General features: G+C 53.6%; 10 protein-coding genes, 1 pseudogene and 1 riboswitch. Of the genes and pseudogenes, 8 read left to right on the forward strand and 3 right to left on the reverse strand.

Annotated elements, in window-relative coordinates:
• Nucleotides 1-6: 6 nt before the first annotated feature.
• The 3 genes from K1I37_RS03125 to K1I37_RS03135 are packed head-to-tail and all read right to left on the reverse strand — an operon-like array spanning nt 7 to nt 3,165.
• Nucleotides 7-2,055 carry a flagellar assembly protein A gene (locus K1I37_RS03125; RefSeq protein ID WP_021297230.1) on the reverse strand — a complete coding sequence of 683 codons (2,049 nt, stop codon included), beginning with the start codon at nt 2,053-2,055 and terminating at the stop codon, nt 7-9.
• On the reverse strand, nt 2,027-2,854 hold the full coding sequence (locus K1I37_RS03130; RefSeq protein WP_021297231.1) for a PP2C family protein-serine/threonine phosphatase: 828 nt from the start codon (nt 2,852-2,854) through the stop codon (nt 2,027-2,029). The genes K1I37_RS03125 and K1I37_RS03130 overlap by 29 nt, the downstream gene beginning before the upstream one ends.
• Nucleotides 2,851-3,165 carry an STAS domain-containing protein gene (locus K1I37_RS03135; RefSeq protein WP_021297232.1) on the reverse strand — a complete coding sequence of 105 codons (315 nt, stop codon included), beginning with the start codon at nt 3,163-3,165 and terminating at the stop codon, nt 2,851-2,853. The genes K1I37_RS03130 and K1I37_RS03135 overlap by 4 nt, the downstream gene beginning before the upstream one ends.
• Nucleotides 3,166-3,271: 106 nt before the next feature.
• A riboswitch (cyclic di-GMP riboswitch) is annotated at nt 3,272-3,356 on the reverse strand.
• Between the two features lie 174 nt (nt 3,357-3,530).
• Between K1I37_RS03135 and K1I37_RS03140 the strand changes: the two are divergent.
• The 8 genes and pseudogenes from K1I37_RS03140 (at nt 3,531) to K1I37_RS03175 (ending at nt 16,575) form a co-directional block, all read left to right on the forward strand.
• A pseudogene (locus K1I37_RS03140) lies at nt 3,531-4,758 on the forward strand (IS256 family transposase).
• A gap of 273 nt (nt 4,759-5,031) precedes the next feature.
• Entirely contained in the window at nt 5,032-5,910 is an 879-nt protein-coding gene (locus tag K1I37_RS03145; RefSeq protein WP_021298439.1) for a putative bifunctional diguanylate cyclase/phosphodiesterase, read from the forward strand.
• 243 nt (nt 5,911-6,153) lie between these two features.
• On the forward strand, nt 6,154-7,959 hold the full coding sequence (locus K1I37_RS03150) for an efflux RND transporter periplasmic adaptor subunit (RefSeq protein ID WP_021298440.1): 1,806 nt from the start codon (nt 6,154-6,156) through the stop codon (nt 7,957-7,959).
• A 15-nt stretch (nt 7,960-7,974) separates the two neighbouring features.
• Nucleotides 7,975-11,124 (forward strand): efflux RND transporter permease subunit, encoded by a 3,150-nt coding sequence (locus tag K1I37_RS03155; RefSeq protein ID WP_021298441.1) that lies wholly within the window; start codon nt 7,975-7,977, stop codon nt 11,122-11,124.
• 346 nt (nt 11,125-11,470) lie between these two features.
• Nucleotides 11,471-12,094, forward strand: a complete 624-nt coding sequence (locus tag K1I37_RS03160) for a tetratricopeptide repeat protein (RefSeq protein WP_021298442.1) — start codon at nt 11,471-11,473, stop codon at nt 12,092-12,094.
• 230 nt (nt 12,095-12,324) lie between these two features.
• Complete coding sequence (locus K1I37_RS03165; RefSeq protein ID WP_021298443.1) at nt 12,325-14,652, forward strand: HlyD family efflux transporter periplasmic adaptor subunit; 2,328 nt, start codon at nt 12,325-12,327, stop codon at nt 14,650-14,652.
• On the forward strand, nt 14,652-15,368 hold the full coding sequence (locus K1I37_RS03170) for an ABC transporter ATP-binding protein (protein ID WP_021298444.1): 717 nt from the start codon (nt 14,652-14,654) through the stop codon (nt 15,366-15,368). The genes K1I37_RS03165 and K1I37_RS03170 overlap by 1 nt, the downstream gene beginning before the upstream one ends.
• Nucleotides 15,358-16,575: an ABC transporter permease gene (locus K1I37_RS03175; RefSeq protein ID WP_021298445.1), complete on the forward strand. Its 1,218-nt coding sequence runs from the start codon at nt 15,358-15,360 to the stop codon at nt 16,573-16,575. The genes K1I37_RS03170 and K1I37_RS03175 overlap by 11 nt, the downstream gene beginning before the upstream one ends.
• Nucleotides 16,576-16,725: the final 150 nt, after the last annotated feature.

Here is a 16,725-nt window from a genome sequence, read left to right on the forward strand (position 1 = left end):
CACTCCTTAACTCAATTTGAGATTTCCTTCGGAATCGATATGGGCTCGGACGGATATCTCCATCGTGTGGGTTCGTTTGGATAGGTTTGATATGCGTATCAGGGTGTCCATCCCGACAATCTCTGCGGTGATGTAGCCGTCTTTACGCGATACGGCGACGATGGTTTGCGCGCCACTGTTCGATCCGATTTCGTTGACCTCAATGAATTCACCGGCTTCAACTCGACCGCCGCGCAAAATGCCATCGACCCGCATGCCGCCTCTGCAAAGAACGTCTGAGCCGTAACAGAATCGCTCAACCGCGACATTCCATCCGGACTTAATCACGCAATTGGTCAAACTTTGGGCCTTAATATTCATTCGTTTATTTGAATCGAATTCAATCGACGAAATGACGGACATCATGAAGTCCGAAAGAGATTCGAGTTGCGCTAGGTTGGTGACCAGTGGGTGAAAATAGAGAAACGCCTTCTCCATAAAGTCGACAATCTGCTCTAAGTCAGGGTCTACATTTTGTTTTTCTTGTTTGATGGACTCACTGATTTGTCGAATTCGAGCTGGGAGGTCTTTGAATTTCACCTCGAGTAATAGTTTGAGCAAGGGCTGCAGACCATGTCTTCGGAGATCGACTTTACTGAATGACCGGTTCATTTCCAGTTGTTTGATGGCCGCAATTAAATCGATTAAATCTTCATGAATAGATCTGAAGGTTGGCAGGATGGTATCCCACAGGAAATTGGTTCGACCACAGATGATGTTGGCACCGACAGCAGCCCCATGAATGAACACATCTCCACCAGTTATCACGACACAATGTGCGACTGTACCGGTCACATGCAAGTTTCCGCCACACTCGACGGTGACGCCTTCTTCTATGTTGCCTAAGATATAGACATCCCCATGAAACCGGATATTGCCGGTTTTCATGTTGACGTCTCCGCGGTGCACATATTGTGGCAATACGCTGAAGTTGAGCACCCCAGAGCGCTTTTGAACCACAATACGTCCAGATTCGATCGCGACGATGCGGTTGCCACCCTCGTATAACGCGGTTCCGCGCTGCGCGACGAGCGTCAGTTCCTTTGGCGGCTCAGGAAACACTTCTTGGTTGAACACATTGGTTCCGGGTACACCTGCTGTGGCTGGGATAACGCGGCCAATGACTTCTCCAGCTTTGACAGTGGGCAGACTGAACTGCTCTCGCCAGTCAATTTTGTCCGAAATCGATAAAACGTCTTTGTGTTGCTTCCGCGCCAACCAGGTGGGCTCAAACTCGGCATCCTTGCCAGGCATCGGCTTGATGCCTTGGGCCACGACACAGGTCACCGGCTCCTGTGCGCTACACGCGCGCTTGATTTCGTTGAGGTCAATGCCGAATTTGACGCCGAGTTTCTTTAAATCTTGAAGGACTTGTAGTTCGGTAATGCCGTTTACTATCTGCTTGACTTCTTGAACTTCGAGGATTAATTCTCGGCGAGGTGGACAGTCTTTTAACTGTCTCATCACCCGGTAGCCGGGAACCACATCTAAATATACGTGCATCCTATCTTCAGACACCGTTAATTTCATTTGTGGCTCAACGGTCTCATGTTGAAGTTCGACGTCAATCACATCTTCTTCGCTGACGACGGTCGTGGTGTCGACAACCTGACCGTTGAGGCGCACAAGGACGCCCCGAGCCGGCTTGATGCGCGCATAGTGATACGTTCCGTTCTTGCAAAACACGCGGTTATTGGAAACCCAGACCGTCCCTTCGGTGATGGTTTCTTCGAAAGTGGATATGTCCTTGATGTGCTCAGGTTCGACCCAATGGACGAGTTCTGTGGCTGAAGGTGCCGCTGCAGGAACCGCACTCGGTTGCGCGTCGAAGCGCTCGATAGATGGAGTTTTCCTCCTCGCTTCAATGACTGCCGAGCGAATGATAAAGACTCGATTGCGACGACCTGTTCGAACGACCTCATACTCGATTTCGTCCTCTGGCACCTGGTAGTGATTTGCCGCCTTCTGAATTGCTTCTTGAATGGTTTTACCTCTCGTCACTATCGTATCTTTCATCTTGACCCCCTCCCTTCTCGCGTCGAACCGCGACGAGTGTCACGTCATCCCGTCTGATTTCTTGCGCAAATTCCCTCACATCGCCGGCAATATGGTGGATGATCTCGTGAACGTTGTGATGTTGATGTGCGACAGCGGACTCACCGAGCCGCTCGTAGCCGTACTGTACTTTGTCGGCGTTCATGGCCTCCAAAATCCCATCGGTGCACAGGATGAGTAAGTCACCTAGTTCGAATGGGGTGGAAAAGTCCTTGTATTCTCTATCTTTTAATAAGCCGACGACGGTTCCCTTGACCTCCAGTTTCTCCGCCTGTCCGCTGTGTTTCCTGACGATAATCGGACTCGGATGCCCAGCAGAGGTATATGTAAATTGACCCGAGTGGACATTGAATTGCCCACAAAACAGGGTTGAAAAGGCGCGTAGGCGCGTCATATCGCCCAATAGAAAGTTGTTCAAGTTACGTACGAGTTCGCTCGGCGTCTGGTTGTAATTTGTCAATACGCGAACGGTGGCGCGGACCATGACCATGAGCAGTGATGCAGGAATGCCTTTGCCCATGACATCGCCAACAAATATCCAGTAGCGGCCGTTGGCGGGATCGTAAATAAAATCGTAGTAATCTCCGCTGAGTCGATACGCCGGCAAGGAGATGCCTGCACACGATAGAGACGGACATGGTGGAATCTCATCGTCCAGGAGCATTTTTTGAATAAACTCGGCCGCCCGTAGCTCGTCCCCTGAGTCGTCCACGGTATTTAGGTACTTTCGGAATTGATGCAGCAGCTCGTTCGTCTTCATACGTTTTCCTTCATGAATTCACAGATGATGTCCATAACGCCCATCTCCTCCAGAACTTGCTCGATTGGCGTCGGGATGGAAACGATAGTTATTTGACCACCCGCATCTCGAATCTCCATAATGGCGCGCAGAATCAGGCCGATGCCTGTAGAATCAATGAAACTGATTCCACTCCAGTCGAGAACGACGTTGTCCAATCTATGCTTGTCCATTAGGGAGAGCACCTGCTCTACTGTGGAAAAATCGACTTCGCCCACGACTGCTAGGACAGTTGAACTGAAAGCTTTGTCCACTCGAACTGAGATATCCATTCTTTATCCCCCCGACGATTTCCAGAGCAACAAGGGTGCTAAACCTGTTGAATTCAAAAAAAGAGCAATCCTAAACGGGTAGGATTGCTCAACAAGATTCTAAGTTGTTAGCAACCCGGCGATCATAGGCAGACGCCCTTAGACCCGTAGCTTTGCGTCTCAGCGTTTCCACTGATTTGCCAAATATAAGGTTTGGAGAGTTCGCCAAACCATACCGTTGTAACCGAGTAAAACGTATCTGTACTGTATCAGGTTTGGGTTAGAGTCTCAAGTAGTGGTGTAAATTCAGTGGTTAGATCTTGACGAAAAAGCCATCGAGTGCAATCTACTAAAAGTGACGAGCAATCAGTAGAGGAGGCACATCGATGGCTTATACGGATAAGATCGCACTTTTGGAGTTGATTCGCAAGATCGGATTAGAAGATGGTGATGTGGACTTTTTGAAGGAGGGTCTGAGAGTCCTTACGCAGGCAGTGATGGATGCTGAGGTCAGCTCGCTTATCGGTGCTGAACGCTACGAGCGTACTAACAAGCGCAGTAATAGTCGAAATGGACACCGTGATAGAGAGTGGGACACTCGTGTTGGAACGATTGATCTACAGATTCCTAAGCTTCGTAGAGGGAGTTACTTCCCCAGTATTCTGGAACCCAGGAGAAAAGCTGGAAAGGCGCTTTTATCGGTTGTTCAAGAGGCCTATGTGCATGGTGTGAGTACCCGCAAGGTGGATGAGTTGGTTGAATCCATGGGGATTCAGGGAATCAGCAAGAGTGAAGTATCTCGCATCTTAAGGAGCTAGATGACGTTGTGCAGGACTTCAAGAACCGTCCGCTTGAAGGAACGTATCCATATTTGTGGTTGGATGCGACGTTTCCCAAGGTCCGTGAGGGCGGACGTGTCCAGAGTATGGCGTTTGTGATTGCCATTGGGGTGAGAGCCACCGGTGAGAGAGAGGTATTGGGATTTGACATTGGTACCAGTGAGGACGGCTCGTTCTGGCTGACTTTCATCCGTAGTCTTGTTGCACGTGGTCTGCGCGAGGCGTTCAGTTGGCGATAAGCGATGCCCATGAAGGACTACGTAGTGCCATTGCATCTGCTTTAACAGGAGCTACCTGGCAGAGATGCCGAGTTCACACCATGCGTAACATCTTGAGTCAGGTACCCAGGACGTCACAGGCGATGGTCTCGTCCATTGTCCGGACAATATTCGCTCAACCAACGCAGGAGGCAGCTAAACAACAACTTGCTGTTGTCGTAGAACAGCTCCAGGGAAAGTTTCCGAAGGCGATGGATGTCCTAGAACGTGCAGAGGAAGACGTACTTGCCTACATGGCATTTCCAAAGGAGCACTGGAAGCAAATCTGCTCCACAAACCCGCTGGAACGTTTAACCCGTGAACTGCGGCGACGCTTTGACGTGGTTGGCATCTTTCCAAATCGGGATTCCGTGATACGACTTGGTGGAGCCATTCTCCAGGAGCAAAACGATGAGTGGATCGTTGCACGGCGATACTTTAGCAGAGAGTCGATGGCGAGACTGACGGGAACTCAGGAACAAGAGTTACTGGCACCGACCTCTGTTTTACATAAATGACCCAAGTCACAGAGTGATTGCACTCAAACAATTTACACCACTTGATGGGACGCTACCCAGGTTTGGAATTGATTAACTGAGGCAAATAGACACAACCGTGTTCTTTCAAATCAAAGTCACACAGGTTCCCGAGACGGCATTTGGGAATCGTGGTGGCGATTTGCCACTTTACCATTCGGCATGGAACGCAGTAGCATTTTTAAGTCCACCTGGCATTCGGGGAGGATTTTGGTTGATTGGAATCTTTTGTTCAAGATAGAAGGGGGTGAGGGCGTGTTTGGCGGTCGCTTTTGGAGCCGGTTTAAGAGATTTGCGCCGACGCATGGTGCTGGGAACTATCGGTATCAGCGGTTGTCGAATGATATCGTGAAGGGGCTTAAAAACAACGAGTTTGTCCTTTACTATCAACCTCGAATCGATACGATGACCGGGCAGATGATTGGTGCTGAAGCGCTCCTTCGCTGGCAGCACAAAATTTTTGGTGCCATCTCCCCAGTTCAATTTATCCGCATCGCTGAAGATACGAATTTCATGATTCCTCTGGGTAACTGGGTGCTTGAAACGGTGTGCCGTCAGCTTCGTCAATGGCGTGATGCCGGTCTTCCACAAATACGAATATCGGTTAATGTTTCGGTGAAACAACTGCTCGAATGCGACTTTGTAGATATTGTGCAATCCCTGTTGCGTCAATATGAGATTGACGCGAAGTGGCTCGAATTTGAAGTGACGGAGACGTCTATCCTCCCAGAAGAGACCTTGCCTGATGAGGCTATCCGGCAGTTACGGGCCTTGGGCATTGCGATTTACTTGGACGATTTCGGCACAGGATATTCTTCGCTTAGCTGGTTAGAGCGGCTCGATGTGGACGGCATCAAGTTGGACAAGTCGTTTATCAGTCGTGCACCCCATCACGCCAGTTCCACCCAAATTGTCCGCGCTGTGATTCGGTTGGCACATCAACTGAAACTGATTGTCATCGCGGAGGGCGTAGAAACTGTGGAGCAGTTACAGTACTTACAGGCGCAAGCCTGTGACGAAGTGCAAGGGTATTTGTATAGTCGGCCCGTGCCTGTTAATCTATTTGAGGAGTATCTGAGGGGCGGCAGATTTCATGTCGCGGTGCAGCGTCTGGTATCCTCACACCTTTCGTAATTTACGTCTATCGAGATTTTATCGTGACTTTTTCAGGAATCCACAATTGCCCCATATCCTTCACACATACCTATGAATCTTTATTGCGAAAAGAAGTATGAGTCCGCATAATGAATGCTATAGTTACTAAATTATTCAACGCATCATGAATCTCAACACAGAGAAATATCCCTTCGTAGAAGTACACTGAAGTAGAAGTGAAGTGAACTTCGTAGAAACGAACATAAGAGAGGGCTACAACAAATGGGGAAGCATGCAGGAAAGCAATCACTCCTGTTCATCGGCGTAATGATGCTCGTTGGCGGTGGGGTGGCTGGATGTGGCGTGACGGGCGCGTCGGCAAAACAGGTATCGTTGCCTCCGGAGGCTGTCAGCATCCAAACGGTTCAGATGTCGAAACAGACGATTGGCGATACGTATTTAGGCACCGTGACGCCATATATTCAAACGACCTTGGCGCCGGCGGCGTCCGGGAAGCTGTCGCAGTTGAATGTGCGCGTCGGCGAGAAGGTGCAGGCGGGGGAGACGTTGGCGGCATTAGATCCGTCTACCGTCGTCCAGCAGCAGAACCAGGCAGAAGAGGCGAACGCGGCGGTCCTCAGTGCGCAACAGCAGTACGCGGACGCAAAGGCGATGTATAACGACAACATCAACGCCGAACAACAAGTGTCATCCGCTCAAAGCGCCGTGACAGAGCAGGCGGCTGCGGTGAAAACGGCGCAAGTGAATTTACAAAAAGCGCAATTGCAGGAGCAGCAGACCTTGAGTGGGACGGCGACGACACCGGAGGACAGCTCGGCCTTACAGGCTGTGGTCCAGGCGGATCAACAGGCGCTGACCTCCGCACAGAAGCAGCTCGATATTGCGCAAAGTAATTTGACCATCTTAAAACAGTCGCTCGATACAGCCCAGCAAGAGTACGGGAGTATCACTGAAGATCAGGTGCAGAAAGCCTCGCAAGCCTACCAAGAAGCACTATCCCATTATCAAGCCTGGCAAGATGGGGCATTTGCGGGTACAAACCCGTATGCGTCACTCGTATCGGCTGATGAAACGATTTACCAAAACTTGAGTAACGGGTACAACACACTGCAGCAGGCAGAGCAGCAATATAACAGCGGTGTGCAAAGTGTGGCGTCGGCGCAGAGTGCGGTTGCGCAAGCGCAGGCCAATCTGGCGAATGCGCAGAAGGGCGTTGCCGATGCGGCGCCACCGGCGAGTGACAGCAACACCGCGCAGCAGGCCAAAGTGGCGGTGACGGCGGCGGAGGCTTCGCTAAAGCAGGCGCAGACGCAGTATGACGCGGCCGTGACGGCGCTCAACATGGCGAAGAAAATCGCGGCGGATAAAACACAGGCGAAGCAGACTGTGGACAACGCAGAAAGCACACTGCGGCAAAACCAAGCCCAGGCGGATGCGGCTCAGAAGACCTTGCAGGTGCAGATTCAGGACGGCAAGGTCGTGTCGCCGATTTCTGGCGTGGTGCAAGCCGTTGGCGCGCAGGTCGGTCAGCAGGTGGGTCCACAGACGAGTTTGCTGACGATTGCCACCACCAGCCCGGTGATGGTGACCATTAATGTGCCGGAATCCGATATCGGGAAAGTGCACGTCGGTGGGGCGGTCAATGTGTCTGTGCCGAGTCTGAACCAAAGCTTTTCCGGCAAGGTGATGACCATTCATCCACAGCTCGACCAGTCCACCAATCAATACGCAGTGGACGTCACGATTCCTGGGAAACACTCGCAGATTTTACCGGGGCTACAAGTGCAGGCGCAGTTGGTCGACCAGGGCAGCAAGAAAGTGATTCTCGTCCCAGCGGACGCGGTGCTTAGTTTACAAGGTGGTGCCGAGGAAGTCTTTGTGGAGAACAAGGGTGTGGTCCATAGCCGCATTGTTCAGGTAGGCTCTATGTCGAGTACGGAATATCAGATCACCAGTGGCCTCAAAGTCGGCGATCAAATTGTCGTGCAAGGGCAAAACCTGCTCTCGGACGGGGATAAGGTCAAGGTCGTCTCCAAAGATGGCTCAGCTGTTGTTGCCAAACAATAGATAGGAGATAGATGGGTGAAAATCGCGAATTTCTCAATTCGCCGGCCGGTGACTATCACAATGATTATGATTGCCGTAGTCATTGTGGGTATCTTTTCGGTATTTCAACTGCCGGAGGAATTGTATCCAAAATTGAATTTGCCTGTGGCTGCAGTCGCCACTTCCTGGTCTGGTGCATCGCCGGAGGCTGTGGAGCAACAGGTGACGGATCCGATAGAGCAAGGATTAGAAGGCCTGTCGGGTGTGTCCCAGATTCAGTCTACTTCGACACAAGGCAGCAGTTTGGTCATTGTCGAGTTCAACTATGGGACGAACTTGGATGAGGCGCTCAATCAGATGCGCAGCATTGTCTCGCAGACACAAAGCCAACTGCCAAGTGATGCGGGAACGCCTGGGGTCGAGCAGTTTGACCCGAGTAGTCAACCAATCATGACCTTGTCCCTCTACGGAAGTCAGACACAGCAAGCGATTAGCGACGAAGCCATCGATGTGGTGAAACCTGCGCTGCAGCAGTTAAACGGCGTGGCGGGCGTGACGCCAGCGGGTAACTTGACCCGACAAATCACGGTCAATGTGAAACCGGACAGGCTTCAGTACTATCACTTATCCATCCAGCAAGTCGTTCAGGCGCTGCAAGGAGACAACCTCTCGACTGACGCGGGACAAGTACAAAAGGGTTCGTTACAGATTCCACTGCACGTCAATGGTGAGTTCTCGTCGGCAGACGAGTTGAATCGTGTCCCGATTCCCTTAAGTGGCGGTGGCACGGTGCAACTTCAGGATATTGCGGACGTAGAAGACGGCAACAAGACGGTAACGATGATTTCGTCGGTCAACGGCAAACCGGCCGTCACACTATCTGTTTCCCAGGCGAGTGACGCGAATACCGTCACGGTCTCCAACGAAGTGCATAAAGAGGTCCAACAACTGGAGACTCAACTGCCGCAAGGGATGCATCTGACGGTGTTGTCGGACAGCGCGCAGTCGATTCGGGATACGGTTGACACAGTCGTGAATCACACGATTCTTGGCTTCATCTTTGGTATCCTGGTCATCTTGTTAATTCTGCGGAGCATTCGGACGACGGTGGTCGTCGCGGTGGCGATTCCTATCGCGACATTGGCGACGTTTGCGCTGATGTACTTTAGCAATTTGTCATTGAACTCCGTGACGTTGGGTAGTCTGGCGGTCGGCCTAGGCTCCTTGGTCGACTTTTCAATTGTCGTACTGGAGAGTATTTTCCGGGCGAGACAAGCGGGCATCGATTCGATTGAAGCGGCGAAACGGGGGACCAAAGAGGTCGGCTTGGCCGTCGTGGTGGCGGCGCTTGCGCAGATTTGCGTCTTTGCGCCATCCATTTTTGTGCCAGGTATCGCCGGGCAGTTGTTCCGTCCGTTGTCGCTCACGGTGAGCTTCTCACATATCGCGGCGCTGTTCGTCGCGCTGACGTTCACACCGATGTTGGCGTCACGGCTGTTGCGTGGCCGGCGTTTTGAAATGGAAGAGACGATTCCTGGGAAGACCGCGCCATTTCGCGTTTGGGCACCGTTTGACTGGGTCGGGCGAGGCATGTACGATTTGACCCGCATTTACAAGAAGGTGCTGCAGTGGAGTTTGAACCACCGCAAAACGGTGGTGGCGGCCGCTACAGGGATGCTTGTCTTGAGCTTTGCGCTGGTACCGTCGATTGGGTTTGAACTGGTGCCGAATGTCGGAAATCAGCAGATTTCCATCTCCATTAAAACACCAGACGGGACGAACTTAGACACGACCAAGCAAGTGACCGAACAAGTCGAGGCATTGGCCAAGAAAAAGATGCAAGGGATTCAACAAATCGATGACCAAATTGGCGGATCGTCGTACGGGGCAGAGGCCCAGACCAACCAGGCGACCATCAATTTGACGTTCGCGAATCGCGTCACGACGAAAGATATCAGTCAGATGGCGCACGATTTTGGCAATGTCGTGAGTGACATCCCAGGGGCGCAAATCCTCGTGTCACCCGGGTCGGCGAATGGAAGCGGGCCTGGATCAGACGACATTGCCGTGCAGATTCAAGGGCCCGACAACCAAACGCTGCAGATTTTGAGCAACCAAGTCGAAAAGATTATGAAGTCGACACCGGGCCTGGAGTATGTCGACAATCAAACACAAACAGGGACGCCCGATTATCAGTTGAATATCAGCCAAGCGGCGTTGGCGCAGTTTGGTCTGAGTGCACAGCAGGTCGAATCGACCTTGCGCACAGCGTTCCAAGGTACCAAGGCGTCGACGTTCTTTGAGGGCAGCCAGCAGTACGACATTGTGGTTCAATTGCCGCAGTCCTACTCGCAGAACTTGAACAACTTGTCGCAGATACAAGTGGAGAACAACAGTGGCGATCTCGTCCCGGTCACGCAACTGGGGAACCTGACTTCTTCGCAGGAGCCACCGCAGATTTCGCACGTGGACGGCGAACGCTCTGTCACGGTGAGCGCCACACCATACGGCGTGACGTCAGGCCGAGTGCAGGCGGAGCTGAGCAAAGAACTCAAGAGCATTCGCGTGCCGCAGGGATATTATGTCGGCTTTGGTCAGAACGGCGCTTTCTTGACGAGTGCGTTTGTCGGTATGGCAGTCGCTTTCGGATTCTCCATTTTGCTCTTGTACATGTTGATGGCGAGTCTGTTTGAGGCGCTGCTCACGCCGCTGGTCATCATGTTCTGTCTGCCGCCGACCTTTATCGGGGCAGCGTTGGGGCTATTCCTCACGCACCGCTCGTTGAATTTGGATTCGGCGATTGGCGTGATTATGGTGATGGGGTTAATCGCCAATAACGCAATTGTCTTGATTGACTACACGAACCACTTGCGCAAGCAGGGGCGTACGCTGCCCGAAGCGCTGGTGGAAGCGGGGCCGATTCGTCTACGCCCGATTGTGATGTCCACGGTGACGACGATTCTCGCCATGATGCCGCTCGTCATTGGCTATGGCAAGGGCGCCGAAACGTTGTCCTCGATGGCCACGGTCATTGCGTTTGGCCTGGCGTTCTCGACGATGGTCACGCTGGTGTTGGTGCCGGTCGTCTATGTGATGTTGGACAATATGATTCAGCGATTCAAACGCAAGCCGCGAAAAGACCGCACGCCGGCGCTACCGAGTAGCGGTCCGGGCGTGGGGATGTGACCCCTCTCGTAGCGCGGTTGGATAGAGAACCAGGGTTTCACTCGATGTGCGGTGGATTGGCATCTCAGCTCGTTTTTGCTTCCAGAGATGTCAACCACCGACCCCCAACTTTTGCGAATCGACCTCGAAGGCTATGACCATGCCGTGGTTCAAAACTTGGGAGATGTTGTGAATTTGCGCAGAACGGATGACGAATCCCGTCGATTTTGGTACGGTATACGCGGACAAGCAGACTGCTTAATGGTGTATAATTCCTGCGGTCTGTTCGCATCGTAAGGACCAATGAGAGTCCGCGCGCAATGGGAACTAGAACCTGTCGTTGATTCTCTAGGGGAGTGGTGGATGGATGAAACGCTTATATGGAACCGTAGGTGCAGCAGCGCTGGCAATCCTCGTGTTGACCGGTTGTGGTGCAGCGAACAATACAACAAACGGTACGTCCGGGACTACGGGGAACTCGAGTGCGACGAACGAAGCCTCGACGACGATTACGAATTCGACAACAGGCACGAAGACCATCGTTGAGGGTGGACAGCAGTATCAGGGTTCCGCAAACCTGAAGAAGTATCAGGATGCGGCGAAGTCGAAGCCCAATGACGCACAGGCGCAGTTGAACGCAGGTGTTGCTAGCCACGTCAACGGGGACGACACGGCGGCGATTGCGTACTACAAGAAAGCAGCCGCGTTAGATCCGAAGTCTGCTGTTCCGTACAACAACATCGGCAACATTTATCTGCGCGACAAGAACGACGCGAAATCGGCGATTCCGTATTACCAAAAGGCGACGAAAGCCGACCCGACGTACGGCTATGGCTGGTGGAACCTCGCGATTGCTGAGCAGACCGCAGGTGATGTCGCAGCGGCGAAACAAGCTGTTGCAAACGGCCTGAAGGATGTTAAGAAATCCGATCCGGCTTACAAGGGTCTGCAGGCGATGCAAAAACAACTGCAGTCGAAGAAAACCTCTTAAGGTATCGCAAGCTGGGTAAGAAGCTGTGTCGTCACAGCTTCTTACTTTTTTGTTTCCCCTCTAGCAAACACTTTCCTACCTTAGCAATTTCAATCCAAATTCAACATACTTTCGCTACGCTTTGGCCATGTATCGCCCTTTGTCTCGTAAACTTCTGACAGATTAGACACATCGGTTGTAAGATGACGGGGCCTTACGGGAATTGACATGGTGTAAGGGGAGTCGATGAGATGGGTGTGAGCCCACAAGGAAACTCAGAATTTGTGCAGCCCTTTTTGAAGCGCAGGCGGCGCAAATGGATTTATGCGGGTGCAGCAGTGGTCATTGTGTTGGGGGCGGGTATTCCGATCACGATGGCGAAGCTCCATCAGACGAGCCCGGTGTCGGCGACACAGTTGTACACCGTAGGCTACGGCAATGTGAGTCAGTCGGTCAGCACGTCTGGCACGATTCAGGCACCGACTGCATTAGACCTCAACTTCCAGACGTCGGGCGGGTTAGTGACGGCGTTGAACGCGAAGGTTGGGCAGCAGGTCAAGAAGGGTCAGGTATTGGCCAAGCTAGACGACTCGACGGAACAGATTCAAGTGAAGCAGGCCGAATCGGGTGTCAAACAGGCGAATGCGAGTCTGAGTTCTGCAGAGGCGAAATTGGCGCAGGATGAGCAGGGGACTGCGACACCGGCGCAAATTGCGACGGACAAGTTGAATATTCAAAAGGCGCAGACCGCTGTGACGCAGGCGCAGCAAAGCTATCAGACACAGTTGAAAGAATATAACGACCGCACGAGTGCCGAGGCGCAGGTGCAATCGGCACAGAACGCGCTGACGCAAGCGGAGGAGGCGCTGAATACGCCGAGTGACACTGTCACGGTAGACCAGCAGACCTTGGCGAACGACCAGGCGACTTTGAAGAAGGACCAACAAAGTCTTCAGGATGCACAGGCACAGTACGGCAACGTCACCGAGGCACAGGTGCAGGCGGCGTACCAGGCCTATCAGACCGCAGAGGCGAGATTTAATAGCTGGGCGGATGGGGGCTTTAGCGGATCGAACCCGTATTCCACACAGGTGAGCAATGCGCAAAGCGAATATAACGACTTGAATACGGCTTACACGGCGGTACAAAACGCGCAGAACCAGGTGACGCAAGACCAGCAGACGGTGCAGGCCGACGAGACGAAGCTTGCGAATGACCAGGCGAACGAGCAGTCGACAGAGCAAAAGAATCAAGAGGCCGTCAATGAAGCAGAGCAGAATCTGAAGACGGCTGAGGCGGAGTACAACGACAGGACGAGCGACGAAGCGACGCTGCAAAATGCGAAAAACGCGATTACAACTGCGCAGCAGAATTTGCAGGCGGCGCAGTTGCAGTTGAAAAATGATGAACAGCCGGTGACTGCGGCTACAATTAAATCGGATGAGTCGAGCGTCGCGAGTGCACAGGCGTCGGTCGCCAACGCTGAGGCGTCCTTGCAGTCGGCACAGCTTGCGGAAAGTGAGACGGTGTTGAAGGCGCCGATTGATGGTGTGATTACAGCGGTCAACGGTCAGGTTGGCGAAGCGCCCGGACAGGGTAGCAGCAGTAGCTCGGGGAGTAGTTCGAGCTCGTCTGGATCCAGTGGATTTATTGAGATGGAAGATTTAAACGCGCACGATTTGCAGGTAAATCTGCAGGTGAGCGAGTCGCAGATTGGCTCTATTCAATCCGGACAGTCGGTGACGTTTACAGTTGGTGCGTACCCGAATCAAACATTTACGGGGACCATCACGCAGGTGTATCCGACGCCACAGGTGGTCTCTAACGTGACGGAGTATACCGTGATGGCGACCATTGACAACTCGTCTGGCAAGCTCAAGCCGGGCATGAGCGCGAGTGCCACGATTCAGACCGCAGAGCACTCGCACGTCCTGACCGTGCCGGCCATTGCGCTGCACCAGGTCGGCTCTATCGAAGGCGTATACGTCCAGGGGACCAAGTCGGCCTCCAGCCAATCGGCAACAGGCGCGGCGGCGGGGGCTGGGAATAGCAGCTTCCAGGGCAATTGGAGCGGATCCGCTGGCGGCAACACGACGGCCACGAGTGGCTGGAGTGGTGGGTTCGGCAATTCCGCCGCCGGTTCGGGTGGTAGTATTGGAGGCCGCACGAATGAAAGCGGCGGAACCAAAGGCAGTGGCACGGCTGGGATGGCCGGTGGGGCGTCGGCGGGTGCGTCCGGTGCTGCGGGTGGATCGTCGTCGTCTGGGTTTGCGGCGGCTGCCGGCAAATCGAAATCCAATTCCAGTATTCCGGCAGGATTTTACTTCCAACCGGTGCAAGTTGGCCTCATGGGTACCAGTTCAGTCGAGATTACGAGTGGGCTGCAAGCTGGGGAGAAAATTTTGCTTGAGTTGCCGAGCGCGACGGCTGCGGCTGTTGTGCAGGCGAGCAGCAGTACAGGTAGCGGATTTGGCGGCCGCGGCATGACCGCTGGCGGCTTTGCTGGCGGTGGCTTTGCCGGCGGTGGCGGTTTTAGCAGAGCTGGCGGAGGTGCCTCATCTGGTGGGGGGCGTGGGTAATGAGCGCCCTGATTGAAATCCGCGACTTGGTTCGCGAGTACGTGATTGGAGACCAGACGATTCGCGCGCTCGATGGGGTCAATTTGACCGTGGAGCGCGGGGAGTTTGTCGCGATTATGGGCCCGTCCGGATCTGGAAAGTCGACGGCGATGAACATGATTGGCTGTTTGGATTTGCCGACGTCTGGGCAGTACGTAATCGATGGATTTCACGTGGCAAGCCTGTCGGAAGACCAGTTGGCGGATGTCCGCAACCGGAAGATTGGCTTTGTCTTTCAAAACTTTAACCTGTTGCCGAAGACTACGGCGCTGGAGAATGTGGAACTGCCGATGATGTACGCAGGGGTTCCGGCGCGCGAACGGCGGCAGCGGGCGATGGAGGCACTAGAGCGAGTCGGGCTCGCGAATCGCATGCACAATCGGCCCAACGAGTTGTCCGGCGGTCAGCAGCAGCGTGTCTCGATCGCGCGGGCGCTGGTGAACAACCCGGTGCTGATTCTCGCCGACGAGCCCACCGGTGCGCTCGACAGCCACACGACGGAGGAAATCCTGACGTTGTTTGAGGAACTGCATGCGCAGGGCAACACCATTGTGTTGGTCACGCACGAGGATGAGGTCGGGGAACGCGCTAAGCGGATTATCCGTTTCCGCGATGGCAAAGTGGAGTCCGACACGAAATACCCACAGCTAGAGGGGGTGCCGCCGCATGTGGATTGAAATCTTGCGCGTGTCGTGGCGGAGTATTCGCGCCAATAAAATGCGATCTTTTCTCACTATGCTCGGCATCATCATCGGCGTGATGGCAGTGGTCCTGAGTTCCGCCATTGGCATGGGTGCGAAGGACAACATCACCAGTCAGGTGGAGGGGCTGGGATCGAACGTGTTAACCGTCATGCCTGGTGCGACCAGTTCCGGTGGCATCAGTCAGGGGTTCGGCAGCGCGTCGACGTTGACGACCGCTGACGTGACGGCAATTCAGCAGCAAGACCCGGACGTCAAGTACGTGTCTCCCGTCGTGTCGCATACGGCGCAGGTCGTTTACGGGGCAAACAACACCAATACGGCCATTGAGGGCACGAACGAGCAATATCCAGAGATTAAAAACGTGACGATGGCACAGGGGCGGTACTTCCTACAGGAAGAAGTGAATTCTGCGGCCAACGTGGCGGTCCTAGGCAGCCAGGTAGAACAGACGCTGTTCGCCGGGGAGCGCGTGAATCCCGTCGGCCAGACGATTGAGATCCAAGGCATTCCGTTCACGGTCATCGGCGTGGCGGCCAGTCAGGGGACGAGTGGCTTTACGAACCAAGACGATGCGATTGCGATTCCGATCACGACGGAAGTCAATCTCATGACGGGATCGGATACCGTGAGCCAGATTCTCGCCTCTGCCACGTCGTCACAGGTGATGAATCAGGCACAGCTCGAAATCGAGTCGACGTTGCGCGTCGCCCATCAACTCACGCCAGGGACGGCTGACGACTTCACGATTCAGAACCAGGCCACGCTGCTCAGCACCTTGAGTGGCGTCACGCGGGTATTGACTTTGTTGCTCGATGGCATCTCGGCGATCTCGCTGCTCGTCGGCGGCATTGGCATTATGAATATCATGCTCGTGTCGGTGACGGAGCGAACGCGGGAAATCGGCATTCGGAAAGCTATCGGCGCACGCAAGAGCAGTATTTCAACGCAATTTCTGCTAGAGTCGCTGACCTTGAGTCTGGCGGGTGCCTTGATTGGGCTCATTTTCTCCGGCGCGGGGGCGATGGTCGCGGCGAGGGTGATGAAGACCGGCAGTCTCTTATCGGTGAGCGCAATCGTCTTATCGGTGGTCTTTTCGATAGCCATTGGCATCGTCTTTGGCGTCTATCCGGCGCGCAAGGCGGCCAATTTGAAGCCGATTGACGCGTTGCGATTTGAGTAATGCGACGACCGAAATCGAGTTCTCCTCGCTTGGGTTGTCCGGCGTGTTGGTCCGGCCTATGGATCCGGCCTGTTGATAGTAGATCAGTAGATTCGGCCCCCGGATTTGGCGTATTTTCAACGTAAGTATAGTATAGAGGGGATTCTCCTC

Source organism: Alicyclobacillus acidoterrestris (assembly GCF_022674245.1).
Taxonomy (GTDB): domain Bacteria; phylum Bacillota; class Bacilli; order Alicyclobacillales; family Alicyclobacillaceae; genus Alicyclobacillus; species Alicyclobacillus acidoterrestris.